Below are 26813 nucleotides of genomic sequence, written 5' to 3'. Positions count from 1 at the left end.
AAACTAATTATTTTTTATATAGATATGGAAGATACAAAAGTCAATTTGCAGGATAAATCGACATCGTCACTTGTTGAGATGATAGGTTCGGTAATATTGTTGATATGCTTGTTTCTGCCTTGGGTAACAGTCCAGTTGGGCGGGAGGAATACATTCGGAGTGTCATTCGGTACTTCATATTCGTTTTTTGACGGGATTAGTCAGTTGAATACTTTTGGAAATTATATGCCCGGTACTAATTATCTGGCTTTTCTTTATTTGGTTCCTATATTATGCATAGCCAATCCGATAGTACAGTATTTCAAGCGCTTGCCTTGGTTGTCATACTATACAGCATGGATACCGGTTCTTGTAGGAATGATATTGCTGTATGGAAGTCTTGAAGAAACTGGAAAATTAGGAAATCTCGGTGGTTTGAATATAGGTGCGGGTGCTGTGCTTTCTCTGATAGTTGGTCTGGTTATGCAGTTTTCTGCCTGGACAGCCATCGGGGTTCATTATAAGGAGCATCAAACTTATTTTCTCACGGTAGTTATATGGTTCGTTGTGAGTATTGGGGTAGCTTTTGTCTTAGGCGGTAGCGTAGATACAGATCTTTGGTTGCGCCATCCTGAAGGTTGCATTGCATGGGGACTTTTTGCATCTGTTGGTCTCAGCCATTTCTTCTTTTTGCTTTATGGGGGAATTGTAATGGCTGTTTCACCGGGAGAGTCCAAGTTGCAATCTTCCCAACCTAGGACGACTTCATCAGAAGCAGAGGAATACTTGAATAAGGTGAGAGAACGTACTGATGAAGAGCTCAAAGCTATTTTGCAGCATAAAGAAGATTATAACGAACGCCTGGTCAGGGCTGCCAAAAGAGTAGTAATCGAAAGGGCTTCTGCTCCTTCGCCTGCTGAACAATCTATTAGACCTTCCGAATCTGCTGCTGCTTCCATTACTCCGGCCGTAGAAGCGGAAGATGATAAATACAAAGCTTATCAGCCGTCTGCAACTGTTTCTGGGACAATCAGAGAAAAAAAGGATGATTATCCGCCTGCTTCAGCTAAGGCGGAAGATGACTCGTTTGCTGTATTCAAAAAAGAATGGAAGCAGGAAAATCCGAGAATAACAAGTCCGGCTACAACGGCAACTACGCATGAGGAAACAATCCCTTTGGCAGCTCACTCGTCCAATAACAACAAGGTTGTATTATGTTCCATTCTTGCAGGCGTATTGATAGCCGTTGGAGGGGCATTGGCATATTTTCTCTGGTATGTTCCTTATACAAAAGACAGAGATGCGCCACGTACATACGTGCTGGCTAATAACGTGTTTCTACGTTCTTCGAGAATGGCAGGCGTAGAATATAATGTTCTTGGGAAAATACCCTATGGAACGGAAGTGATTACCTACAATAAGCTTGGTGATTGGGCGGAAGTCAAAGTTGACGGGCAGGAAGGCGTGATGGCTACGCCCTATTTACTCGATTCATTGAGCTTTGCTCTGCTGAACGGAGTATGGGGAAATAATGAGGCTAAAGAGTGCGTCGAATCGTCCAAATGTCGATTAGCAATACTTGACTACCTTAAGAGTAATTATTTGCAAAGCGGGCCGAATGGCTGGCAACTATACACAAGATTTGCCAATCAGAAACCGAATACCGTTTTCTATCCCCGTCTTTATGATAAATATAGTAAATATACAGATTTTGTGTTTATTATTAGTAATAATGAAACGGGCAATCGCGTATTGGTATGTTATTCATTTGATGACGTAACAGAGAAGCCTAAATTTAGGTTTAGTGTTGGCGTTCCTCAGACGGGATATATAAAGAATATAGTCACTCGATATAAGAACATCAGGGTGATTTTTGATGATAATAAATATATTAATATTTACCCGGATGATGATGAAGAAGAACAATTATTGGGGAGCAATTCTATTATTGATAGTCGGTGCAGCAGGGCTTATTGGTTGGCTTGAAGTCCGTCATCATCAAGAATTGGGTAAAATAGACAATGCCCGCTTTATCCTTATCTCCAAACAAGAAATGAAGCTGAGGCTGATTGACTATAAAGGGAACGAACTATTCAGTGCTCCGGTGGCAACCGGGAAGAATACAGGAGATAAAGAAAAAGCAGGCGATATGCGTACGCCCGAAGGAGTGTTCCAAGTAGCCGATATTCAAAAATCTGCCGATTGGAAACATGATTTCAAGGATGGAAAAGGTGAAATCAGCGGAGCGTATGGAGACTACTTTATCCGTCTGGCTGTTCCCGGCCATAAAGGTATCGGGATACACGGCACGCATCTTCCCGAAAGTATCGGCACACGGGATTCGGAAGGTTGTATCCGTATGAACAATGAAGACCTGAACCGACTGGCCAGTCTTATTTATCCGCCGATGACGGTAGTCATTACTCCGGCAGCAGAAGATGAAAAGGCGAATTGTATATCCAAATAATAAAGAATATATGGTTGGAATATGATTCATCAATTTATAAATCAGAATGAAATGAAAAAGTATTGTCGGACGTTGATATATCTATTTCTGCTTAATTGCTTTTCGATGGAGTTGGTTGCCCAAAATAACAACTCATCCGAAGAGGACGAATTCGCGGACTTCCGGAAAGAATTGCAGAACGAGTATGACGATTTCCGGAAGGAAATCAATACCGAATATATCAGTTTCTTGAGCAAGGCATGGCAAGAATACCGCTTATTTCAGGGGAAGAGTCCGGATGAATTTCCGAAACCGCTTTCTCCCGTTCTTTTTCAAGAAGAGAAGAACGAGCGGGAGATGGCATTGGTAAATGCGGAGATGCAGAAAGGTATCCCGACGGATAGCGGACAGGCTGACCGGCAGGCTGAAAAGCTGGAGGAAAAGAAAGAAAAAGAAGTAGAACGTCATCTTGCCGCTCTCCTCAAAAATGTATCGGTGGAGGCTGCGACCGCTTCCTTCCGTTGTGATTATTTTGGTGCAGAGCTACGGCTGCATTATCAGCAACGTTCGTTCCACCTCTCTACGGTTGCCGAACGTTCGGTGGGAAATCTGTGGAAAGACATTGCCGATAGCCGTTTCTCCATTTTATTGGCAGATATGATTCGCTATAAAAAGGAGATACAGATGAATGATTGGGCTTATTTTCTGTTGGCGGAAAAAGTGGCTGCCCGACTTTCCACACTGCAAAGCGAGGATTGCCGGACAGTGTTTCAACATTTCTTACTGGTGCAGTCCGGATATGATGTTCGGCTGGCAAGGGTAGACCGTTTTCTTGTCTTATTGCTGCCGGTTCGGGAAGAGGTGTATGGCCGGCCTTATCTGACGGTGGACGGAAAACAATATTATGTTATCTCGAAGAAAAACCTGAAAGGATATTCGAGCATATATACGTATAAGTTGCCGGACAGGCTGATTCTAAAACCTTATCTTTCATTGATGATTGATAAAGAACTGCTGCTGCCGGTGCAGCCGAAACCGTTTTGTATAAAGGCTGCCGGACTGGAGGTGAAAGGAGAGGTAAATGTAAATAAGATACGTTTCTATCAAGAATACCTGTCGTGCGAATTAGCTGTGTATGCCCGTGCTGTGCCTGATAAACGGTTGGGGGAACAGTTGGTTCATTCGCTTTCTGCACAGTTGCGGGAGAAACCCCGTATGGAGGCACTTAACCGGCTACTCTCGTGGGTGCAGCAAGGATTTCGTTATCAGACGGACAGTGAACAGTTCGGATATGAGAAGCCGTTCTTCGTCGAAGAAAACTTTTATTATCCGGCTTGTGATTGCGAGGACCGCTCTATTCTCTTTGCCTGTCTTGTCAACCGGCTTTTCGGGTATGAGACGGTGTTACTCGATTATCCCGGACACGCGGCTGCTGCTGTTTGCATGGATCAGGCAGCTACGGGAGAAGAGATAAAAGGAGCCTATGTGCAGTTGAAAGGAAAGAAGTATATCGTGTGCGATCCTACTTATATGAATGCCGAAGTCGGGCGCGTGATACCTTCCTGCAAGAATAAACGCCCCAAAGTGATAAGATTATGACAGACAAGCTACTGATAGAAGAAATAATAACGAAGGAATGTGAGCGGTATGAGCTTGAAAAAAGCGGATTCGTTTCAGACCGGCATACTGCTATACAAGAGTTGCTTTCCGGGTATAGCGAGTTTCTACCGGAAGACTGTTCGCTGGAAGAGTTTGTGGAGCGTAAAAAACAGTTGTTGCACGATTGGTATTCCCGGAAAGGGTTTGCTAAGTTTTTCTGTCGGAAGGCTGAAAAGCCTTGCATGTTCCGAATGGTAAAGAGACTGTCGCAGAATGTGTTGTCTCGTCTTCGGAGGAAGCAGACAGAGGAGACGGTTGATGATGAGTTGAGGCTGGAGGAAGGGAGAACGGTTGCTTTCAAGTTGTCGTCGGCTCTCTATGCGGAGTTGTATTCGGAGATATGTTGCAGTGGGACGTTGTATGCGACGCCCGGGCAGTTGGAGGAAGCCTGTGTCGGCAGGATGCATACGATGTTTCCGTTGAAATACGCCTTGTTGTACGAACGTTTGACGGCAAAGGATAGTGAGTTTTGGGAAGAGATGTGGCGGTTGATTCGCCGTTTTGTCCGTTTTCTCGTGACGGAAAAGAAAAGAGCGGAAGATGAGGGGACAGTGGAGGAAGTGAGTATGGAGACGGTGCTTTCGGTTCAGGAGCAGATGGAGAAAGGGAAGTTGGAGCAGATAGCGTCGGCCGGTCATTTGCTCAATTCTTTGCAAATGACGGGACGGAACAAGTTTCGCGAATGGGTGCGGGCGGAAGAAAGGAAGCAGGAAGAGGTGCTCTTGGAGGAAGAAGATACGCGGTGGCAGGAATTCCAGTATGTGGAGATGACGGAGACGGATAGGATAGACGGACGGTTCGCTTATTTGTTGGAGATGAATGAGGAGAATGAATATGACGTTTGCTGTGCGTTGGCTGATGTGCTGGACTATGGTCGCGGAGACGTGTATGAAGCGTTGGTGGAGGGGATGCAGGAGACGGTGCAGGTGATGACGATGCTGTATGTCGAGAATAAGAAGTATGAGGAAATAGCTCGGATATTGTATGGCGGAGCCAATGGAAAGTGTTTGGCTAACTTGAGGAAACTGGTGAGTCGTGGAAAGGAGTACCTGAAGAAAAGAATGGCAGAACTGATTGTGACGTATAAACGGAAGGGACAAGTGCCTTTTGCCAGGGAAGAGGAGGAGTAAAAGATGGAGAAGAAATGTAAATACAAGCGTTCGGATGCCTGGCTGTATGTGCAGAACCGGATGAGCAGAGAAGAAGAAGCTGAATTTCAGTTGCATTTGTTGCACTGCGAAGCGTGTCGTGAAGAGTTGGCGCGTTTTCGTCAGATGGTTCGTTCTATGGGCGAGAAAGAGCGGCGTACAATCTCGTTCAGAGGTTGGATAATGGCGGCTTCAATCACTTGCCTGATAGTAGGAGGCGGAGCATATTGGTATCATCGGACTGCTGATAATGGAAGTGGTGAACTCACGCCGGGCGGTGTTCATGATGTGAATGTAAAACCGCCCGTTCTGCGTAATGGAATGGATAGTGTTGCTCCGCAGGATTCAATAGCCGGAGATACTATACAGATATTTGTAGAGGAGGAGTAGGAGGTGATTGAACCACTTTCGGGGCTTTTCAAGTGGAACTTATCCATGTGATTTCAAGTGGGGTTCACCGATTTCATCATTTGTCATAAATGGTTATAGATAAGAATATTACGGGTGAAAGCGAAGGGCGATTATAGTGGGAATTGCTTTTCATCGCTTTCACTTTTCAAATCTGCCATGAGCAAAAAAGAATTAGCTTATAGCTAAAACAGATATGCTTATAGCTAAAAGAAATATGCTATGAGCAAAACAAAATAGGATAACAGCAAACCGTTTGTCAGGTATTAACACTTGAGGTGTCAGCCATTAATACTTGAGGTGTCAGCTGTTAACACTTGAGACGTCAGTCGTTAATACTTGAGGTGCAGCATCTATATACCCAGCATGTTGGATCTATATACCCAGCATGTTGGATCTATATGCCCAGTACGGTGGATCTATATGTCCAGCATACAGGGCATATATATGCAACAACAGCCGATAGCGGTGAAGGAGGTGAAGGACTGGTTTACCATAATTCTTCTTCCAGAGTTCACCATAAACGTTTCATTCATAGCCTTTAAACTACTGGTGAAATCGGTGAACCTCTAAACACAACTTATCTGTGTATGCACTTAATTATCTGCTGTAGCCGAAGAATTCATCCTTTCGGAAATCGTTTCAAAAATCCGGAAAAGCTCTTCTTTGGTTTCAGCCCGTAGCATAGTGATGCGGGTGTCCCGGAAATTAGGGATTCCCTTGAATAACGGGCTTGCTGCCAAATGACGGCGCACGTGCAGAATCCCCCTGCGTTCGTCGAGCAGATTCACACTGTCAATCACTTCCTGACGAAGTACTTCCATGCACCATTCAAAACTAAGTGGTGGCAGCTCTTCGCCTGTCTCCAGATAATGTTTCATCTCTTTGAAAATCCACGGACGTCCGAAGCTGGCGCGACCTATCATGACGGCATCCACCCCATAACGGTCGAAACACTCCTTGCAGCGTTGAGGTGTGGTCACATCTCCGTTGCCGATAATCGGAATATGCATCCTCGGATTGTTCTTCACTTCTCCTATCAGCGTCCAGTCCGCTTCTCCGGTGTACATTTGTGCGCGGGTACGACCGTGTATGGTCAGTGCGGCAATGCCACAGTCCTGCAATTGTTCCGCCAGTTCTACGATAATTTTATTGTTGGCATCCCATCCCAAACGGGTTTTAACCGTTACGGGGATTTTTACCGCATCCACTACGGCGCGGGTAATCTCCAGCATTTTAGGGATATTCTGTAACATTCCTGCTCCTGCACCCTTTCCGGCAACTCTTTTCACCGGACACCCGAAATTAATATCCAGAATATCGGGTTGTGCCTGTTCCACGATTTTGGCAGCTTCCACCATTGTTTCCGTATCCTTTCCGTATATTTGGATGGCGACAGGTCGTTCTTCATCACTGATACTTAGCTTCTGTGCCGTCTTGCTGACGGCACGTATCAGTGCGTCACTCGATATAAATTCAGTATATACCATGTCCGCTCCAAACTTTTTGCACATCAGGCGGAAAGCCGGGTCGGTCACGTCTTCCATGGGAGCGAGCAGGATAGGGTGTTCGCCGAGGTCTATATTTCTAATCTTCATGTAATTTTATTTATTGGGATTTTTGTTGGTTGCTTTATATTTTTGTTTCGGATGATTAGGTATTCCAGGATAGAGCCTTTCGATTGTACCATTCTGGAGCATTTTAGGAATAATAAAATTAATAAGATATTTGAGAGTTTTGTGGACTTTAGCGGCTATTTCATCAATGCCAATATAGTCTTGCGATATTGAAATAATAAGTGCTTGCAATTCTTCAAAACTCATTCTTTGTTTACTTTGCTTTAAGCTCTCAATCTTTTCCTCAGAACTCTCCATATTACTCCTCGAACTCTCCATATTATTCTTTGGACTTCCAACCTTTTCCTCGGAACTCTCCATATTACTTCTCGAACTCTCCATATTATTCCTCGAACTCTCCATATAATCTTCCAAGCTTCCAATCTTTTCTTCCGGTTCATTTATATGGTATTTTGTTCCTCTGCCATTTCCTTCTGAAATCAGGAATCCCTTATTACATAGCTTCTTCAGCATCTTTGTAATATCCGAACGATGCTGGGGAATAACGTACTGCAGTTGAGTATTATTAATCCCGCTTTCACTATAACAAGTTACTAAAGCTGTCAATTCATCTTGGGATAAGCTCTCAATCTTTCCATCAAACAATTCCTTTAGTTTAATTACTGTATCGTCTGGCAACAGACTTGTCATAGGTAAAGTCAGTTCCACCTTGTCCGGTCGGCTGAACTCCTCAATATATGGTTTCTGCCAGTTAGCTTCTCTCCAGCCTTTTATAATCTTGTTCACACCGCTTCCTGCTTTCTCGGAGAAACCAATTAACATAAACATTTTCTGCAAAGCTTTGTTGCGGCATACGCTGTCTCCACCCAGATAATATTGTGCCTTACTGACTAGCATTGTCCCTGGATTTTTGAAGCGATATTTATCCACCCATTGTTCGATTACAATATTTCCTTCTTCCGAAAAGTCGCAATGGATAAGTGTATTGATAAATGCTTCGCGCACAGCAATGTGCGTAGGCGTCTCATCAATACGTATTCCATTTTTTATAAAGAAAGGCTTGGGCAGCATTGCTGTCAGCTTGGGGTGAACCCTGCGATAAAACTGAAAGAGGTTGGCTTCCCAAGTTCCGTCCGGACAGATTCTATCCGTCCATCGGATGTCGGAGTTTTCGTTTAGATGTTCCCTATAATCAGGAAAATAATTAGGCGCACATTCCGGATCGGTGATACTTTCTGTTTTGCCGAACATCAGGATACCAGCCAAAGTGAATCCCTCTTCTTTAGCCTGTCGGTCCTTGCGATAGGCTTCCAGTTTGGTAAGAAATTCCAGATCATTTAAGTTAAGCCAGGGGTGGGAAGGCTTCAGGTTGGCGAAGAGTTGCCTGTATTGGGTCAATGTCTCTTTGTCGATATCATCCATGGAGTAATTCGACAAAATCCGTGAGTCACGTGGATGACTTTCATCTGAATCGGCAATCATACGCCTGACTTCTGCGTCTGTACACTTATAATCTCCTTCATGATTTCGTTTGAACGTGTGTCCGCCAAAAGGGTTCCTTGTCCTGTATATAGGGCGTTGTACACGATTGGCACGGGGGATGTAGATAAGAAGTAGTTCCTTATTTTTGTAGCAGCCCTCGTATAGGTCATCGTCAGAGAGTAAGTTTTCATTAACGCAATCCGGATTGTTTATCTGATTCCAGAAGTCTTTCTTATATTGGCTGATTTGCTCTTTAGTAAGTCCTTCAATGGTGAATTGTTGCTTATGCTCTTTTACTCCCAGTACGATAACTCCCCCATCGGTATTGGCGAAAGAAGAATAGGTATCCCATAAACTATTGGGAAGACCGTCTTTGGCAATCTTGAATTCCAAGTCCACATCTTCTTCTTTTTGTATCAAAGAATCTATGTAATCCGTGAAATTCCACTCTTCCCGATTACTGAGTATAATAGGTTTCTTGTTATCCATTTCTTCTTTCTGCTTTATTCTCTGCAAAAATACGGATTAATTCGTACCTTTGCATACTTCTATCACATTTAAATGATTATCGGACAAGTAAGATGAACATAAAAGATTTTGAAATTATGGCTCCTGTAGGTTCGCGCGAATCTCTTGCTGCGGCTATTCAGGCAGGTGCCGATTCTATCTATTTCGGTATAGAAAACCTAAACATGCGTGCCCGTTCGGCTAATACGTTCACGATTGATGATTTGCGGGAGATAGCCCGTACGTGCGATGAACACGGGATGAAAAGTTATCTGACGGTCAACACCATTATCTATGATAAAGATATTCCTTTGATGCATACGATTGTCGATGCAGCCAAGGAAGCGGGAATTTCGGCTGTGATTGCGGCTGATGTGGCGGTGATGAACTATGCCCGCCGGATAGGGCAGGAAGTGCATCTTTCCACCCAGTTGAATATCTCCAATGCGGAAGCATTGAAATTCTATGCGCAATTTGCCGATGTAGTGGTATTAGCCCGTGAGTTGAACCTGGAACAGGTAGCGGAGATTTACCGCCAGATACAGGAAGGGCATATCTGCGGTCCGAATGGCGAACAGATTCGTATCGAGATGTTCTGCCACGGTGCGCTTTGCATGGCTGTTTCGGGCAAATGTTATCTTTCCCTGCATGAGATGAACCATTCCGCCAACCGGGGGGCTTGTATGCAGGTGTGCCGCCGTTCTTATACCGTCCGTGATAAGGAAACTGATGTGGAACTGGATATTGATAACGAATATATCATGTCGCCGAAAGACCTGAAAACCATTCACTTTATGAATAAGATGATGGATGCGGGCGTGCGTGTATTCAAGATTGAAGGCCGTGCCCGTGGTCCTGAGTATGTGCGTACGGTGGTGGAATGTTATAAGGAAGCTATCAAAGCCTATCTGGAAGATACGTTTACCGATGAAAAGATTGCAGTTTGGGACGAACGCCTGAAGACAGTTTTCAACCGTGGCTTCTGGGACGGCTATTATTTGGGACAGCGTTTGGGAGAATGGACCCGCAATTATGGTTCGGCTGCAACAGAACGTAAAATCTACGTGGGCAAAGGCATTAAATATTATTCCAATATAGGCGTTTCCGAATTTCTGGTGGAAGCCGCCGAAGTCAGCGTAGGCGACAAACTTCTCATTACAGGGCCGACTACCGGTGCAGTTTTCATGACACTGGATGAAGCGCGTGTCGATTTGAAACCGGTGCAGACGGTAAAGAAAGGGGAGCATTTCTCCATGAAATCGGATAAGATACGTCCCAGTGACAAGCTGTACAAACTGGTGTCTACCGAAGAATTGAAGAGATTCAAAGGGCTGGATATCGAACAAAAAAGAGGCTGACCGTTATTTCTCAACTTTTAATTCTCAATTCTCAATTTAAATGAACTATATCTATGAATTGGAAATGAAGGTGCGCGATTATGAGTGTGACCTTCAGGGCATCGTGAACAATGCCAATTATCAGCATTATCTGGAACATACCCGCCATGAGTTTCTGACCTCAGTCGGCGTAAGTTTTGCTGCGCTCCATGAGCAGGGCGTAGACCCGGTAGTGGCGCGTATCAATATGGCTTTCAAAACTCCGCTGAAAAGTGGGGACGAGTTTGTTTCCAAGCTATATATGAGGAAAGAAGGCATCAAGTATGTATTCTATCAGGATATCTTCCGCAAAAGTGATAATAAAGTAGTAGTGAAATCCACTGTTGAAACGGTATGTGTAGTAAATGGACGTTTGAGCGACAGCGAATTGTTTGATAACGTCTTTGCTCCTTACCTGAATGAATAGCTCCGAAGAAGAACAAATTTATAGCATCGCTTTGACAATGGTGCCCGGTATCGGGCACATTGGAGCGAAACATCTTATAAGCGGAATGGGCAATGCCGTTGATGTATTCCGCCTGCGCAAAGAACTGCCGGAACGTATTCCTGAAATAAGCCGGCGGGTAGTGGAAGCGTTGGATTGTCCACAAGCTATTGCCCGTGCGGGGCAGGAATATGAATTTATCCGGAAGAACCGGATTTCATGTCTTACTTTTCATGATGAGGCTTATCCTTCCCGTTTGCGGGAGTGTGAGGATGCCCCTGTCGTTCTTTTCTTTAAAGGAAATACCGATTTAAATTCCCTTCATGTAATAAATATGGTAGGAACCCGCAATGCCACGGACTATGGGACCCAAATCTGTGCCTCTTTCTTGCGGGATTTGAAAACGCTTTGCCCTGATGTGCTGGTAGTCAGCGGGCTTGCTTATGGGATTGATATCCATGCGCACCGCGAAGCGCTGGCTAATGAACTGCCTACGGTAGGTGTCCTTGCACATGGTTTGGACCGTATCTATCCTTATGTTCATCGGAAAACGGCTGTCGATATGCTTGAAAACGGCGGGCTGCTTACCGAGTTCATGTCCGGCACCAATCCCGACCGGCATAACTTTATCAGCCGCAACCGTATTGTCGCCGGTATGTGTGATGCTACCATTGTCATTGAATCAGCAGAGAAAGGCGGTTCACTGATTACTGCCGAACTTGCCGAAAGCTATCATCGCGATTGTTTTGCTTTCCCCGGTCGTGTGAATGATGAATATTCAAAAGGATGTAACCTGTTAATCAGAGAAAACAGAGCTTCTTTGTTATTGTCAGCCGAAGATTTTGTGAAAGCAATGGGCTGGGATATGTCGGTAATCCCTTCGGAAAAAGCAAACATACAGCGTAGCCTTTTCCTCGAACTGTCCGATGACGAGCAGAAAATAGTTGCTATCCTGGAGAAACAGGGAAATTTGCAAATTAATTCTCTGGTGGTGGAAGCGGATATTCCCGTGCATAAGATAAATGCTATTCTTTTCGAACTGGAGATGAAAGGAGTGGTTCGTGTATTGGCAGGGGGAATGTATCAATTATTGGCTTAGTCCGTATATAGACATAAAAATCCGTATATAGGCATAAAAAAAGGAGCAACGCTTTGCTCCAACCTTTGTTAACCTTAAATCTAATACTATGAAAAAAATCACATGACAAATGTAAGCCTTCGTCTTGTCCTTTCCAAATAATCTTATTGTATTTGTTTCTCTTTTGAATTCTTTTACGGATTTTTACTGTTAACGGACACAATGTGTTTCTATTCACAGTGAATTTTGAGATTCTGTATGATTTTATTGCTGAGGTTACCTTAAATTTCTTCACATACCGGCATATCCATTCCTTTATACACCACCACAATCTTATGAAGTTGTGTGGCACCGACCGCATTTTTCACCGTCTCGGTCTCTGCATAGCGGTTAGCTTGTGCAATCCCTTCCAGGCGCAGTTCTTCCACGCGGCTTTCGGGGTCTTTATATTTGGCGTATTTCAGTTCCACAATGTAACTGTGTTTCATGTCGGAATAGATATCCAGTAGCGGACAGAGGAAAATATCGACATAACCTGCTTGTGTATCCTGTTCGGAAATGGGACGGTAGAAGCGGTTCTGTGCCGTCATGGCAAGAGTAAAGCCGTGAACGAAGAATTCACCTTTCTGTTTGTCACGCTGGGAAGTGTAACGTTTCAGACAGTCGGCAATATAACCGAAATAGGCTTTCCAGGAACCGTCGTAAGCAAGGGCACTGGCCAGTTCGTTCTTCTCGTAACTGCTGAAACTGAGGTCAGCCTCGTCATAAGTACTCAGCAGATAGGTGTAGATTTGTTCGCGGACTACTTGGTTGGGGATGGTAAGTTTGGTCTTTCCTTTATACATACCACTGATAGTAAGCATGCCGAAATAGTAGAGCAGGCTCACAAAGTTGTCGGGGTTTGTGATATTGACGGCAGGAAAACCTTTTTTCAGTTCTCCGGTGACATAGCCTTCGCTCACCAATGTCTGTATGATGGAAGCATCATGGGCAAATTCCTTGTCCTTGCGGATAAGCATACGTAACTTCTCGTAGTCGATACGGATATTGTCTTCTACCATATCCCTGGGTGCTTTGCCCCGTTGGATGTAATTCTTGACGAAGTAGAGCACCATGTTGGAGTTGTACATAGTGGTTTCACCATAACATTCTTCTGCAAAGCAGTAGTTGTCATACCAGGGTTTCATCATTTCTATCAGTTCGTCCACGCTGTGATTGAATGGACTGGTGGTGGAGTAGTAAGTGAGCATTTGGCGCACTTCTTCTTCCGTGAAACCTATCATCTCGTTGAATTCCGGTGTGAGCGAATAGTTGGTTCCGATATTGAACCCGCTTGTGAGGTCGTCCATCGTCACGGGGCTTACACCGGTAATGAAACAACGCTCGATGCTGGAATAGGTTCCGGCTTTTATTTTATTGAAGAAGGCGCGCAGATAACCTTCGCCATGCGTTTCGTCCGTATAACGGTGCAGGCTTTCTATATCCGAGAGGATGGCATTGGTGAAGTGGTCATATTCGTCGATAAAGAGATAAATTCTCTGTCCGACACGTGCACATACCTGGTAAAGAAAGTCCAGTTGTTCCACTGCTCCTTCTTTTGTCCGCAATTCTTCCACCGTATCTTGTGGCAGATAGTCGGCATATATTTTGCAGAAGTTCTCAAAGGTGGTGCCACAATGTGCATCCAGCCCTTTTCGGTAGTTGTGCAGTTCACCGACTATTCCGGAGAAGTTGAGGTATAGCACCAAGTAGCTGTTCCGGTCTGGTGTAGGGTACTTCCCGATGTATAGGTCGCCAAACAGGGCATCGAATTTATCCTTGGCTAGTATATCATAGTAGTGCTGCAACATATTTACCGTAAGACTTTTGCCAAAACGGCGCGGGCGGATAAAGAAGAAAAACTTGTCTGCCTCTTCTATCATGGGGATAAAACGGGTTTTGTCCACATAATAACAGTCGTCGCGGCGGATTACTGCGAAGTTCATCATGCCATAGGGGATACGTTTTCTGCGCGGTGCTATATATTCTTCCATAATTTATGCCTTTTTAAAAGTTCACTTTGAATACAAACAAAGGTAGGGTCTTTTTGTTACTTCTCCAAACAAACATTCCATAACTTCTTTGCGCGCTTCTATTTGGGGAACTTAATTGGTTAATAGGAAAGCAATGATAGATAAATCTTAGAAAATATATCTGAAAAGAGGATGAAAAATCATCATCTCGTTGGTTTAAAAGGAACACCCCGTTGGTTTTAAACCAAGGCAGCCTTCCTTTTAAACCAACGGGGTGTTCCTTTTAATGGAAAATTAAGTACTGTATTGTATTGAATATTAAGTGTTTATATTCCTTGCTTTTTCTCTGGTCTTGTTTATCTGCCAAACCGGTCAGACTGAATAAATAATTGATAGTTACTTTTCAATACGATTTATAGAAAAGTTCCTGCTTTTATTTGTGTACTTTATTTTTCTCTCTATATTTGTCAATCAAAGAGTCTAAAGTTATGATGCAAAAAGGAAACCTTGGGTTGAATATGAAAGAGATGGAAGTTCCGATGGAAAATATATTTGAGCAGCGAAGAAATAAAGCTTTGCTGAACACATCATATCCACTCAAACCTGTTGATTGGGTACAGTTTAAGTCTACCTTTCCATTACCCTTTGATATGGATAAGGATATTTGTTTTTATATTCATGTACCTTTTTGCCGTTCGTTATGCAAATTCTGTGAATACATAAGATTTAAATTGGATAACGGGATAGATGAAGAACGCTATCTTGACATTCTGGAGAAGGATATTGATGCCTTTTTAAACAAATATCCGAACTTACGCCTGCGCGGGTTTGATATTGGAGGCGGGACGCCCACTGCCTTGAGCTTAAGGGCATTTGAACGTTTATTGCAGATTTATCGCAACGGAGTAGACCGTTGCAATCTATCTTCTGATTTCTTACCAAGTATTGAGGCGACCTTTTCAACACTTGATAAAGATAAAATCAGAGCGATTGCAACTTCGGGAATTAAACGGATATCCTTGGGAATTCAAAGTGCCAACACTTCTTTCTTGTTGGCTAATCATAGATATAACGGGTCTTTAGCCCACATGAGTGATATTTTCGCACAATGTCGGAAATATGGGGTATCCATATTGAATATTGATTTAATGTACGGATTCCTAAACCAAAGCGACAAGGACTTGACAGCCGCATTGGCGATTATCAGTGAATTACTGCCGGAGCATCTAACTATCTATGAATTACGGACAAATATGCTCAACAGTTATCAGTCGAAACCGGCATCGTGTCTCTTCAAGCAATATGAATTTCTCTTCAATCATATTATGGATATGGGATATAAAGGGCGGTTTGGACAGAACACATTCTCGCGGGCGAATGATATGGGAGTCTCATCCTATCTACAGAATAGGATGACAGAGAATTGTGCCTACAAAGGGTTTGGTATAGCCGCGCAAAGTAAGAGCAGCAAAGGACTATCTTATAATATAGGGAAGAATGGGGAATCCTTAACGGAATGTCTTCAACAAGAGAGTTTTGAATGTGGTGATGTTTATATTCTGCCTCGCCGGGAACTACTTTCCAAATACATTGCGATTTGTGGTTACTGTGGTATGTTCAAGTTATCGAAGATGGAAGAAATACTGGGAGAAAATCCATTGGATGTTTTTCATAACCAGTTTAAATTCCTGTTTGACCAACACTTGATAAAACGAGAAGAGGATATCATCTATATCACTCACAAAGGGTTTCGGGATTACGGTGCTGTGTTATCCTTATTTCATCAATCTAATAAAAGTATATAGCTATGATTAAATATCAGTATCCTTGCACGGAGAATATCAGTTTAAATGGATTTGGCGAATACCTTGAGCATGAAATAGGGATGCCCCGCCGCAATATACAGATGTTTGCAAATGAACTGAATACTACATTCGGCACCTCTTTCCTTACGCTTACCAACAGTGGCTCATCAGCAAATTTGGTTGCCGCGCTTGCTATGGCGGAGAAAATCAAATATGCGAATAAGCCTATGACGGCGGTAGCGTCAGGATTTACGTTTCCGACAACTATAAGTGCATTATTGATGGCAGGCTTTGAAGTAAAACTGATTGATGTGGAGCCTGAAGGCTTTAATCTGTCTGTTGACCGGTTGATGGACGAACCGGTTCCTCCGTCACTTATCGCATTGACTCATTTTCTGGGATTTCCATGTGATATGAACCGTATCTGTGAATATGCGCACAATAAGGGTGCTCTCATATTACAAGATGCTTGTGAAACGTTGAATCTAACCACGTCAAATGGCATTCCATATTTTTCATTGGGGGATATTACGACATGGTCATTCTATCATCCACATCATCTCTCGTCATATGGTGGAGGTGCGGTGATTACATTGAATCAAGAGGATTTCATACTCTCTGACAGTATAGCACATTGGGGACGCGCCTGCAAATGCCACATTGACGAACGCCTATGTTCTGTACCGGATGGACCGGCTCATCAGTTTACTTACGAAAGATTGGGTGTGAATGTAGAGATGTCGGAACTGAATGCCTGTTTCGGGCGTTGGCAACTTAGAAATTGGAGTATCATAGAAGAGAAACGCAAACAGAATTATGCTATACTATATAATAGATTGAAAGATTGTCCGAATTTGAAAGTGTGGGCAATGCCCCAAATCGGTGGTTCACCTTTTGTCTTTCCCGTTATGTTGCGCAATGGTATGACCATCTATGACGCATATCGGATTCTTAGCGCGCAAGGCATTGAAATCAGAACTTTAATGGGTGGGGCAACGTGCAAGCAAGAAGCATATTTGGGAAAGATTACTTTTGATAACCAAATGAATGCTTTGGCAATGACTGACAAAACATTCTTTGTGGGCATACATCATACACTCTCATCGGAAAATGTAGAATTTGTGGCAGATGCCATTGCCGGAGTGTAGCGAAGAATCTACTTTTACCGATATGAGCGAATTCGGTAATCTGTGCATCTTTTTTGATTTATATTCAACTGTTGAACCCACCAAACTTGCAAAATCGTTTCAATCGTTTCACAGAACCTTTCATGCCCTGTACTTTGTTCTAAAAGTATGATTTTATTTATCCTTTAACTTCTATATTTGTTTCAAGAAACGAACAACTATGAAACATGGCATCTATATATTGGCTTTTTTTATGGCATTATCAAGCCTCTCGGAAAGTGGATATGCTATGGTTTCATCTTTTACAGTAGCAGGTGATACAATCCGGCGGATAGTGATATATTTCGATGCGAATAACGTTTCTGTTGATACCGGTTATAAAGATAATAATCAGTCAATTACTACATTGGACTCTTTGTTGGTCGGACAATCGGATACGAAAAAGATAAAAGCGGTGAATGTGGTGACTTTTGTTTCTCCTGATGGTGATGAGTCTTATAATATGAGTTTGGCAATCAGGAGAAAACATTCAATTAGAGAGTTTTTACAACGATATAATTCGGATATTGATGTTGATAAGATTCGTTTTTTTCCAGAGGGAGAGAATTGGTCGGAGTTTCGTAAGTTGGTAGCATCCGACTCTAACTTACCGGATCGTGCGGAAGTGCTGGCGTTAATTGATTTTCATAAAAATGATGTCGTAAAACGAAAGCAACTGTTGCGTAAATTGAACCAGGGCGCCGCTTACAAATACATGGTTCACAATGTATTTCCTAAGTTGAGGCGAGCCGAAATTACAATTGTCCGGGAAACCCCGAATGTGAGTAAGGAGACTTTTGACCCGGTATCTTCTGCTTCCGAGTTGTTGGTTTCAAAGCAGGAAGAGGCGCTTCCGAAGGATCAACCTGATAAGTCTGTGGGAGAAAGTGTAAAAGAACAGACCTGTGAGGTAGTGATGTCGAAGGCAGAAGGGCCGGGGAAAAGTAAAACAGTGCTTGCGATGAAGAATAACCTGCTGTATGATTTGGCATTGGCACCGAACATAGAAGTAGAGATTCCATTGGGCAAGAGGTGGTCTTTGAATACTGAATACAAATGTCCGTGGTGGCTGAATAGTAAACACGATTTTTGCTATCAACTCCTTTCGGGAGGTCTGGAGGGTCGTTGCTGGCTGGGAAATCGGCAGAAACGTAATCGGTTGACCGGGCATTTTATCGGACTTTATGCTGAAGGTGGAATCTATGATTTCCAGTTGCGTGGAGACGGCTATCAAGGCAAGTATTATGGGGCTGCAGGAGTGACTTATGGATATGCACGGCAACTGGCACGACATTTTTCTCTCGAATTCAGTCTCGGTATAGGGTATTTGACAACAGAATATAAAAAATATACTCCTTACGAGGGGGATATTGTATGGACAAATAGTGGACGGTATAACTTTATAGGTCCTACCAAGGCGAAAATCTCTCTGGTATGGCTGATAACAACAAGGAGGTAGGGACGTTATGCGAGATACAAGATATATCATTCTTGTGCTTCTGTCCTCGCTGCTGATGCTGACCGGGTGTAGTCGTCGTGATATATTGGATGATTATCCTGTAAGTGGGGTAGAAATCTCGTTAGATTGGGATGGAGTAACAGATAAACTGCCGGAAGGGGTTCGGGTTATATTTTATCCGAAAGATGGAGAAGGCAAGAAAGTGGATAGGTACCTTTCGGTACGGGGTGGGGAGATGAAAGTCCCTCCGGGACGATATTCGGTAGTCGTTTATAATTATAATACGGAATATGTACGTATTAGGGGGGAGGAATCCTATGAAACGATTGAGGCTTATACGGGATACTGTAATGGTTTAGGCATTGCTGGAACTGAAAAGATGGTTTGGACGCCGGACCCATTATATGTGATGAATATTGATGAGTTGAGAATAAAGAAGAGTGATGAGGTGCTTCACTTGGATTGGAAATTGGAATCAGCGATAAAAAGCTACTCTTTTGCAGTAGAGGTGAAAGGATTAGAATACGTTGCGTCAGTTATTGGATGTGTTAATGGTCTGTCTGATTGCTACTGTATAGGTAAAGGTTGCGGAATGTGTACTTCACAGCCTATTTATTTTGAAGCAAGGAAAGAGGATGGTAAGGTTGTAGCGCATTTCACTGCTTTTAAAGGAATGAAAGATGTGTCGATGCGAATGGCAATGTTGGATGAGCCGATTTCTCGGGAAGCAAGTAGTGTAAAGTTAGTGCTAAGTTTTGTAAGAACTGATAATACGGTACAAGAAGCTACGATTGATATTACTGAAATAATAGGCATACTTGAGAATGCTGGAGAAGGGGAAGATGGAAAAGAAGACCCACCGCCGGAAATTGAGTTGCCGCCTGATGATAAGATTGAGGTAGAGAAACCGGAAACACCGCCTAATCCTGACGGTGGAGGAGGGCTTGAAGGTAATGTTGATGGCTGGGGGGATGATACAGAAGTTGAATTGCCTGTGAGTTGAAATGGATAGAATAAACAAAATAGAATAATATTATTAACTAAAAAAATACAGTTATGAAAAAGATTTTATTAGCAGCTACGGCTGTTTTGGCAATTACGAGTTGTTCGCAAAATGAAGAGTTTGAAGCTCCTTCACAGAAGGCAGAGATTGGTTTTAATACAGCAGTGACCAGAGCTACAGTTCTGATTACTGATAATTTCAGTGAATTTAAGGTATATGGATATGCACATGAGGGTGCTTTTGATGTTGCGACTACAGCTAAACCTATAGTAGATGGTTCTTACGAAAAGAAAGAGAGTGCTTGGAGTGAAAAGAATGCTAAAAAGTTTTATTGGCCGTCAGAAGGTAATGTAACCTTCTTTGCATATAGCCCTATTGGAGAAACTGGTACTGTATATACAGCTCCTACAACCTATCCTGGAACTCCAACAATTGACTATGTTGTCAATGATGTCATTGCAAGTCAATCTGACTTTGTAGTGACTCAAAAGACTGGCAATGGAGTTGAAAACAAAGATGGGATTGCCTTAGGATTTAAACACGCTTTGACTCAGATTGCATTCAAATTGAAAGGGTCTGATAAAGATGTTGATTACTCTGTTACAGGGTTAGTTTTAAAAGGAATTAAAAACTCTGGAACATACAATTGGTCAACTGCTGAATGGTTGCCTAAAGATGGTGCTAAAGACTATACAATTGAAATGAAGGATGCAGCAGCGACCACATTTAAAGGAGATGCAGCTGCTGTTGAACTAATAGGTAATGATAAAGTTCTAATGCTTATTCCTCAAGCTCCAGCTTCTTCTACAATAGATGTTACATATACTGCCACAAAAGATGAAGTAGTAATTTTTACTGGTACAAAAACAGTAAATGTACCTGTTGACAAATGGGAAGTGGGTCGAAGAGTTATCTTTACTATTGCTTTGACGCCTGGTAACGAAATGACAATAACGGGTAGTCTTGACGGCAACGACTGGACTGATAAGAATCCCCAGCCTGGTGAACTTGAGTAATTTTATTTATCTAAGATAGTATTTATGCTAGTGCATAAGTAATATTTATAGATATTAAGTAACTGTATAAGTGGAATGGGGCTTTACCGCTTCTCCATTTATGCAGTTATTATAGTAAGTAACTAACTTCTGAACTACAAATTTCGGAATATTGACTTTTTTGCTGCTTTGAAAAACTAATTGTTATTGTTTAAAGAGTTAAATCTCATTTTCTGTATTTTAGACTCTCTGCCTAACCTCTTTTTCACTTTTCTTCCTTTTTTTTATGGCTATATGAAATCTTTCATCTATTTTTGCTGGAAACATAAACAAATACAAACATAGCCAACATATATGCCATCTATCTGCCAAGGAAATTGGGACTGTCAGAATTGTCCGAAAGCTGTGGGCAATGCTATTGCGCATGTTGTTTATCAGCGGGGTTTTCATAAGCCTGCCCATAAATGTGAGGAGAATTTCATCCTATTTTTGATGAAAGGCAATATATTGGTTAATAGCCAGGAGTATGCAGGCGCGATGCTCAAAGAGGGTGAATTTATCCTTCAGGCTATCGGTTCTAAATTTGAGATGCTTGCTATGACTGAGTGTGAATGCATCTATTATCGTTTCATTCAACCAGAGTTGTTTTGTGATTTCCGTTTTAATCATATCATGAAAGAGGTACCACCACCGCTTATCAATTCTCCTTTAAAAATAGTTCCGGAGTTACAGTATTTCTTGAATGGTTCAATAACTTATCTGAAAGAAGATAAAGTCTGTCGGGAATTGTTGTCTTTGAAGCGGAAAGAACTGGCTTTTGTACTGGGTTACTACTATTCCGATTATGACCTTGCGAGTTTGGTGCATCCACTTTCTAAATATACGAGTGGTTTCCAATACTTTGTCCTTCAAAATTATAAGAATGTAAAGACGGTAGAAGAGCTGGCACAGTTGGGGGGATATACTATCAGTACATTCCGCCGAATTTTCAATAGCGTCTTTCACGAACCAGTGTATGAATGGATGCTGGCACGGCGTAAAGAAAGTGTTTTGGACGATTTGCAAAATTCTGATTGTACAATCTCTGAAATATGCTATAAATATGGATTTGAGTCATTGCCTCATTTTTCCAATTTCTGTAAAAAATCCTTTGGAGTTTCTCCTCGTAATATGCGTAAGCAGAAAGAACTAGCGATTCGTTGATAATGAATAACTGAGACTATCTCAAAGCAGGAAAACATTGAAAAAAACTTTTAAATAATATTCTGTCAGTCGACATTTCTCGGCACTATACGGAATCTTTTGTATAGTGCCGAGCAATATCAAACACCCTTTCGGATAATTTTATATTATCCGGAAATTTATATCTTAATCATGCGAAAATATCACTCCTCTGGATATACGCTATCACATCTCCTTTATGAACATTATCTCCTTGCTGTGCACATACTTCAACAATACGCCCGGTAAATCCGGTAAATACTTTTTCGTACTCTCCCCACGGAGTGGAAAGATAGCATAATACTGAATCGTGTTGATATTTGCACCCGATGAACGGTGCGGTCGACGGTCCTTCTACGGAGACTTCCCAAAGCACCTGTCCGTTGGCAGGAGCGATGATGGGGTCTGCTTTCGCACGTTTCAGTTTCTTTATTTCCTCTTCCGAATAGCCGTTCTTTACCATAGATGCATCTTTGGCACGTTGTAGCTCCTCTTCAAAACGTTTCTTGGCAGTGCCCGATTTGTAGTCACGATACTGGCGGTCGTGCATAGCCAGTTCAAAGAGTTCTTCGTCATCTTCTCCATATTCCCAGCCGTTCTCGTCCATTTCCTTGCGGTAGTCATCCAAGGCGTCCGGGTAATTCAGTTGCGGGTCGGTGTCGACAAACTCATATCCTTTAGATTGAGCCAGTTCCACAATCTCCGGTGCGAGAGTGCCGGGAAGACGTCCGCTCTTACCTAAAATCATGTCCCAAGTGTGATTGTCTATCATCGTCCAACGTTCTTCACCTTTCACCAGTTGCATAAGGTTCATTAATGCGACATTCTTCACGTACTGGCTGAAAGGGGTTACCAAAGGGGGATAGCCTAACTTCGGCCATACATATTCCACTTCGTCGAAGAGCATGACAAGCAGGTCGTCAATACTGAGTTCCGGTTCGTTCTTGCTTCTTAATATCATATTGATGCCGGAATGTACGCCTTTCAAGTCTGCCATCATAGACCCCATCATTCCGCCTGGTAAACCGCATTTCAGCAGAAGTGAAGACATATATTTGTTGGTGGTATCCATGAAATAGCCTAAGAAATCGTCAATGAATTCTTGCGTCATGGCACGGGCTTTCATATATGCTTTCATATTTATATCAGGAACTTGGAAGCCTAAGTCCTTTAGCATTGCCTGTACGGAAATAATGTCCGGATGAACCTTGCCCCAGGACATGGGTTCCATGGCTACGTCGATAATATCCGCACCGTTCTCACAAACTTCGAGGATAGATGCCATAGATAATCCCGGGCCGCTATGACCATGATACTGTATCAATATCTCCGGATGTTTTTCTTTAATGGTCTTGACCAGTCTGCCTAACATGCCGGGACGCCCCACACCCGCCATATCCTTCAAGCAGATTTCCGGTGCGCCGGCAGCAATTAACTGGTCGGCAATCCGGTCATAATACTCAACGGTATGCACCGGAGAGTAGGTGATACAGAGTGTTGCCTGCGGTATCATACCTGCTTCCAGAGCATATTTGATGGAAGGAATTATATTTCTTGTCTCATTCAACCCGCAGAAGATACGTGTAATGTCCACGCCTTGTGCATGTTTGACTTTATACATCAGGCTGCGTACATCTGCAGGAACAGGATACATTCGTAATGCATTCAATCCGCGGTCGAGCATATGCGTCTGGATGCTAGCTTCTCTGAAAGGTTGAGTGAAAGCTCGGACAGCTTTGTTTGGATTTTCACCATACAGCAGGTTTACTTGTTCGAAAGCACCCCCGTTGGTTTCGACCCGTGCGAAACACCCCATTTCAATAATTAAAGGAGCTATACGTTCCAGTTGGTCAACTCGTGGCTGATATTTGCCGGAAGACTGCCACATGTCCCGATAAACAAGACTAAACTTAATTTCCTTTTTCATTGTAGTCAGTATTAAACATTTTTTCTTCGGTTAACTTCACATATACAAATATAAAGGATAATTCTGACATATAGTCAATGATGTGTTTGATAATGTAGCTAAAAAGATATGTTATATATCATAATGTAAGTAGGATTAGTTGTGTTAGGCTTTTGAAGCTCTATTCTTATGTTAATTTGATTTGAGGAACGGGTATTGCTTTATGCATGAAAACAGTTTTTATGCGTAATGTGGAGCCGGATAAAAAAAATCCCCAGCCGGCACGCCGACTGGGGATTCTGTCATTAATCAAATAGTCTCTCAATTCGAAACCTAGCAATTTCTAATCTTTTAATTTCGCGATAATGAAGTCACGGTTCAAGCGGGCGATGTTGCTGATAGAGATGTTCTTCGGACATTCAGCCTCACAAGCACGAGTGTTTGTACAGTTACCGAAGCCCAGTTCGTCCATCTTGGACAACATAGCTTTTGCACGACGCAAAGCTTCCGGTTTACCTTGCGGCAGCAAGTTCAACTGGCTAACCTTTGCAGAAACGAACAACATAGCAGATCCATTCTTACATGCAGCGGCACAAGCACCACAACCGATACAAGCGGCAGCATCCATAGCTTCGTCAGCGATAGGCTTCGGAATCAGGATAGCGTTGGCATCCTGAGGAGCACCTGTACGTACGCTGACGTAACCGCCGGCCTGCATGATCTTGTCATAAGCAGTACGGTCTACCATCAAATCCTTGATAACCGGGAAACCAGCCGAACGCCAAGGCTCAACAGTGATAGTGTCACCATCGTTGAAGCGGCGCATATAAATCTGGCAAGTAGTAGCACCTGTTGCAGGGCCGTGAGGATGTCCGTTGATATATAGGGAACACATACCGCAGATACCTTCGCGACAGTCATGGTCGAATACGATAGGTTCTTTTCCGCCACTGATAATCTGTTCGTTCAGGATATCCAGCATTTCGAGGAATGAAGTATCACCTGAGATATCTTTCATTGGGTAGGTTTCAAAAGCACCTTTAGCTTTTGGACCGGCTTGACGCCATACCTTCAGTGTAAATGATATATTTTTATCCATTTTCTTCTAATTCTTTTTAATGTTTAACTTCACCAATTAGCTCTTGTAGTTACGAGTCTGAACCTTGATAGCTTCGTAAACCAACGGTTCTTTGTACAATACCGGAGCTTTTTCATCGTCACCCTGATATTCCCAGCAAGCTACGTAGAAGAAGTTTGCGTCATCGCGTAATGCTTCTCCTTCTTCAGTCTGGTATTCTTCACGGAAGTGACCACCACAACTTTCGTTACGGTTCAATGCGTCGTAAGCAACAAGCTCACCCATAGTGATGAAGTCGTACAGACGGATTGCTTTGTCAAGCTCTACGTTCATACCTTCTTTAGAGCCAGGGATAAACAGGTTAGTTTCGAATTCCTTGCGGATATCTTTCAGTTTGGCGATACCTTCCTTCAAACCTTCTGCTGTACGTCCCATACCCATGTATTCCCACATGATGTGACCCAGTTTCTTGTGGATGGAATCAACCGATTCCTTACCCTGAATCTTCATGAACTTATCAATCTTAGCTTGAATAGCCTTTTCTGCTTCAGCAAATTCAGGAAGATCGATAGAGAAACGGGGAACAGTAATCTGATCAGCCAGATAGTTTTGGATAGTGTAAGGCAATACGAAGTAACCGTCAGCCAAACCTTGCATCAGTGCAGAAGCACCAAGACGGTTGGCGCCGTGGTCGGAGAAGTTACACTCACCGATAGCGAACAGACCCTTGATAGTAGTTTGCAGTTCGTAGTCTACCCAGATACCACCCATTGTATAGTGGATAGCCGGATAAATCATCATCGGGTTGTAGTATTTCACGCCACTGATTTCTTTTGCCAGTTCGCCCGGATTCACGTCAGTGATTTCCTCGTACATATCGAAGAGGTTACCGTAGCGTTGAAGAACGACATCAATGCCTAGACGACCGATAGCTTCAGAGAAGTCGAGGAATACGGCCAAACCTGTATTATTTACACCGAAACCTGCGTCGCAACGTTCTTTAGCAGCACGGCTGGCAACGTCACGCGGAACGAGGTTACCGAATGCCGGATAACGGCGTTCCAAGTAGTAGTCGCGGTCTTCTTCAGGAATATCGCTTCCTTTGATTTCGCCTTTTTGAAGTTTCACAGCGTCTTCTTTCTTCTTCGGAACCCAGATACGACCGTCGTTACGGAGAGATTCGGACATCAGAGTCAGTTTTGACTGTTGATCGCCGTGTACAGGGATACAAGTCGGGTGAATCTGAACATATGCAGGGTTAGCAAATACAGCACCCTTGCGGTAGCAAGAGATAGCAGCCGTACAGTTACAGCCCATAGCGTTGGTAGACAGGAAGTAAGCGTTACCGTAACCACCGGTAGCGATTACTACGGCGTGAGCGGCGAAACGTTCCAGTTCACCTGTGATTAAGTTTTTAGCGATGATACCGCGGGCACGTCCGTCAACGATGACAACGTCCTGCATTTCATAGCGGGTGTACAGTTTTACAGTACCCACGTTTACCTGGCGGCTCAGTGCAGAGTAAGCGCCCAGCAACAACTGCTGACCGGTCTGACCCTTAGCGTAGAAAGTACGTGATACCTGAGCGCCACCGAAAGAACGGTTGTCCAGTGTACCGCCATATTCGCGGGCAAAAGGAACACCTTGAGCTACGCATTGGTCGATGATAGCGTTTGATACTTCAGCCAGACGATATACGTTAGCTTCGCGGGCACGGTAGTCGCCACCCTTTACTGTATCGTAGAACAGACGGTAAACGGAGTCACCGTCATTCTGATAATTCTTTGCAGCATTGATACCACCCTGTGCAGCGATAGAGTGTGCACGGCGCGGAGAGTCCTGGATACAGAAGTTGAATACTCTGAAACCCATTTCACCGAGTGAAGCGGCTGCAGAAGCACCTGCCAAACCCGTACCCACAACGATGATATCCAAACGACGCTTGTTAGCGGGGTTCACCAATTTCTGGTGAGCTTTATAGTTAGTCCATTTCTCAGCCACTGGGCCTTCCGGAATCTTTGAATCTATCTTGATCATAATATTATTTACAATTTAATCATTTA

General features: G+C 43.2%; 20 protein-coding genes. 14 read left to right on the top strand and 6 right to left on the bottom strand.

The features are described 5' to 3' along the window. Positions 1-24 precede the first annotated feature (24 nt). From BacF7301_RS04145 to BacF7301_RS04125, 5 genes are read left to right on the top strand one after another with little or no spacing between them, the layout of a single operon-like run. A complete protein-coding gene (locus BacF7301_RS04145) occupies positions 25-1965 on the top strand; it encodes an SH3 domain-containing protein (RefSeq protein ID WP_167960495.1) in 1941 nt (646 codons plus the stop codon). Beyond that, complete coding sequence (locus tag BacF7301_RS04140) at positions 1886-2446, top strand: L,D-transpeptidase (protein ID WP_167960493.1); 561 nt, start codon at positions 1886-1888, stop codon at positions 2444-2446. The genes BacF7301_RS04145 and BacF7301_RS04140 overlap by 80 nt, the downstream gene beginning before the upstream one ends. A gap of 51 nt (positions 2447-2497) precedes the next feature. Beyond that, positions 2498-4024, top strand: coding sequence for a hypothetical protein (locus tag BacF7301_RS04135; protein WP_167960491.1), 1527 nt, complete (start codon positions 2498-2500; stop codon positions 4022-4024). Further along, positions 4021-5214, top strand: coding sequence for an RNA polymerase sigma factor (locus BacF7301_RS04130; protein ID WP_167960489.1), 1194 nt, complete (start codon positions 4021-4023; stop codon positions 5212-5214). The genes BacF7301_RS04135 and BacF7301_RS04130 overlap by 4 nt, the downstream gene beginning before the upstream one ends. Positions 5215-5217: 3 nt before the next feature. Further along, positions 5218-5622: an anti-sigma factor family protein gene (locus tag BacF7301_RS04125; protein ID WP_167960487.1), complete on the top strand. Its 405-nt coding sequence runs from the start codon at positions 5218-5220 to the stop codon at positions 5620-5622. Between the two features lie 614 nt (positions 5623-6236). Here the strand turns inward: BacF7301_RS04125 and dusB are convergent. After that, positions 6237-7238 (bottom strand): tRNA dihydrouridine synthase DusB, encoded by a 1002-nt coding sequence (gene dusB, locus BacF7301_RS04120; protein ID WP_167960485.1) that lies wholly within the window; start codon positions 7236-7238, stop codon positions 6237-6239. A 6-nt stretch (positions 7239-7244) separates the two neighbouring features. Beyond that, positions 7245-9188, bottom strand: a complete 1944-nt coding sequence (locus BacF7301_RS04115; protein WP_167960483.1) for an RNA/DNA-binding domain-containing protein — start codon at positions 9186-9188, stop codon at positions 7245-7247. A gap of 92 nt (positions 9189-9280) precedes the next feature. Here BacF7301_RS04115 and BacF7301_RS04110 point away from each other — a divergent pair, with 92 nt between their 5' ends. Genes BacF7301_RS04110 through dprA form a run of 3 tightly spaced genes read left to right on the top strand, consistent with a single transcriptional unit; the run spans position 9281 to position 12126 of the window. After that, positions 9281-10564 (top strand): peptidase U32 family protein, encoded by a 1284-nt coding sequence (locus BacF7301_RS04110; RefSeq protein WP_167960481.1) that lies wholly within the window; start codon positions 9281-9283, stop codon positions 10562-10564. Positions 10565-10604: 40 nt separating this feature from the next. Next, complete coding sequence (locus BacF7301_RS04105; protein ID WP_167960479.1) at positions 10605-11009, top strand: acyl-CoA thioesterase; 405 nt, start codon at positions 10605-10607, stop codon at positions 11007-11009. Continuing rightward, positions 11002-12126, top strand: coding sequence for a DNA-processing protein DprA (dprA, locus tag BacF7301_RS04100; RefSeq protein WP_167960477.1), 1125 nt, complete (start codon positions 11002-11004; stop codon positions 12124-12126). Before BacF7301_RS04105 ends, dprA begins: the two co-directional genes overlap by 8 nt. Positions 12127-12386: 260 nt before the next feature. Here dprA and BacF7301_RS04095 read toward each other — a convergent pair whose 3' ends face one another. Then, entirely contained in the window at positions 12387-14138 is a 1752-nt protein-coding gene (locus BacF7301_RS04095; RefSeq protein WP_167960475.1) for an AAA family ATPase, read from the bottom strand. A gap of 467 nt (positions 14139-14605) precedes the next feature. Here BacF7301_RS04095 and BacF7301_RS04090 point away from each other — a divergent pair, with 467 nt between their 5' ends. From BacF7301_RS04090 to BacF7301_RS04065, 6 genes are all read left to right on the top strand, one after another. After that, positions 14606-15922 (top strand): radical SAM protein, encoded by a 1317-nt coding sequence (locus BacF7301_RS04090; RefSeq protein WP_167960473.1) that lies wholly within the window; start codon positions 14606-14608, stop codon positions 15920-15922. 2 nt (positions 15923-15924) lie between these two features. Continuing rightward, positions 15925-17070 carry a DegT/DnrJ/EryC1/StrS family aminotransferase gene (locus BacF7301_RS04085; RefSeq protein WP_167960471.1) on the top strand — a complete coding sequence of 382 codons (1146 nt, stop codon included), beginning with the start codon at positions 15925-15927 and terminating at the stop codon, positions 17068-17070. Between the two features lie 199 nt (positions 17071-17269). After that, positions 17270-18547 (top strand): DUF3575 domain-containing protein, encoded by a 1278-nt coding sequence (locus tag BacF7301_RS04080; protein WP_167960469.1) that lies wholly within the window; start codon positions 17270-17272, stop codon positions 18545-18547. A 7-nt stretch (positions 18548-18554) separates the two neighbouring features. Further along, positions 18555-19550 (top strand): DUF5119 domain-containing protein, encoded by a 996-nt coding sequence (locus BacF7301_RS04075; protein WP_167960467.1) that lies wholly within the window; start codon positions 18555-18557, stop codon positions 19548-19550. A 53-nt stretch (positions 19551-19603) separates the two neighbouring features. Next, the gene (locus tag BacF7301_RS04070; protein WP_167960465.1) at positions 19604-20566 is read left to right on the top strand and encodes a fimbrillin family protein; all 963 of its coding nucleotides are present in this window, start codon (positions 19604-19606) and stop codon (positions 20564-20566) included. A 333-nt stretch (positions 20567-20899) separates the two neighbouring features. Then, positions 20900-21748, top strand: coding sequence for a helix-turn-helix domain-containing protein (locus tag BacF7301_RS04065; protein WP_167960463.1), 849 nt, complete (start codon positions 20900-20902; stop codon positions 21746-21748). Positions 21749-21917: 169 nt separating this feature from the next. Here the strand turns inward: BacF7301_RS04065 and BacF7301_RS04060 are convergent, their stop codons facing one another. The 3 genes from BacF7301_RS04060 to BacF7301_RS04050 form a co-directional block, all read right to left on the bottom strand. After that, positions 21918-23693, bottom strand: coding sequence for a hydroxymethylglutaryl-CoA lyase-like TIM-barrel protein (locus BacF7301_RS04060; RefSeq protein WP_167960461.1), 1776 nt, complete (start codon positions 23691-23693; stop codon positions 21918-21920). Positions 23694-24015: 322 nt separating this feature from the next. Continuing rightward, positions 24016-24771: a succinate dehydrogenase/fumarate reductase iron-sulfur subunit gene (locus tag BacF7301_RS04055; protein ID WP_167960459.1), complete on the bottom strand. Its 756-nt coding sequence runs from the start codon at positions 24769-24771 to the stop codon at positions 24016-24018. 36 nt (positions 24772-24807) lie between these two features. Then, positions 24808-26787 carry a fumarate reductase/succinate dehydrogenase flavoprotein subunit gene (locus BacF7301_RS04050; protein WP_167960457.1) on the bottom strand — a complete coding sequence of 660 codons (1980 nt, stop codon included), beginning with the start codon at positions 26785-26787 and terminating at the stop codon, positions 24808-24810. Positions 26788-26813 lie beyond the last annotated feature (26 nt).

The organism is Bacteroides faecium (assembly GCF_012113595.1).
GTDB classification, from domain to species: Bacteria; Bacteroidota; Bacteroidia; order Bacteroidales; family Bacteroidaceae; genus Bacteroides; species Bacteroides faecium.
Note: the sequence above shows the minus strand (reverse complement) of the source record. Positions and strands in the feature narration are given on the sequence as shown.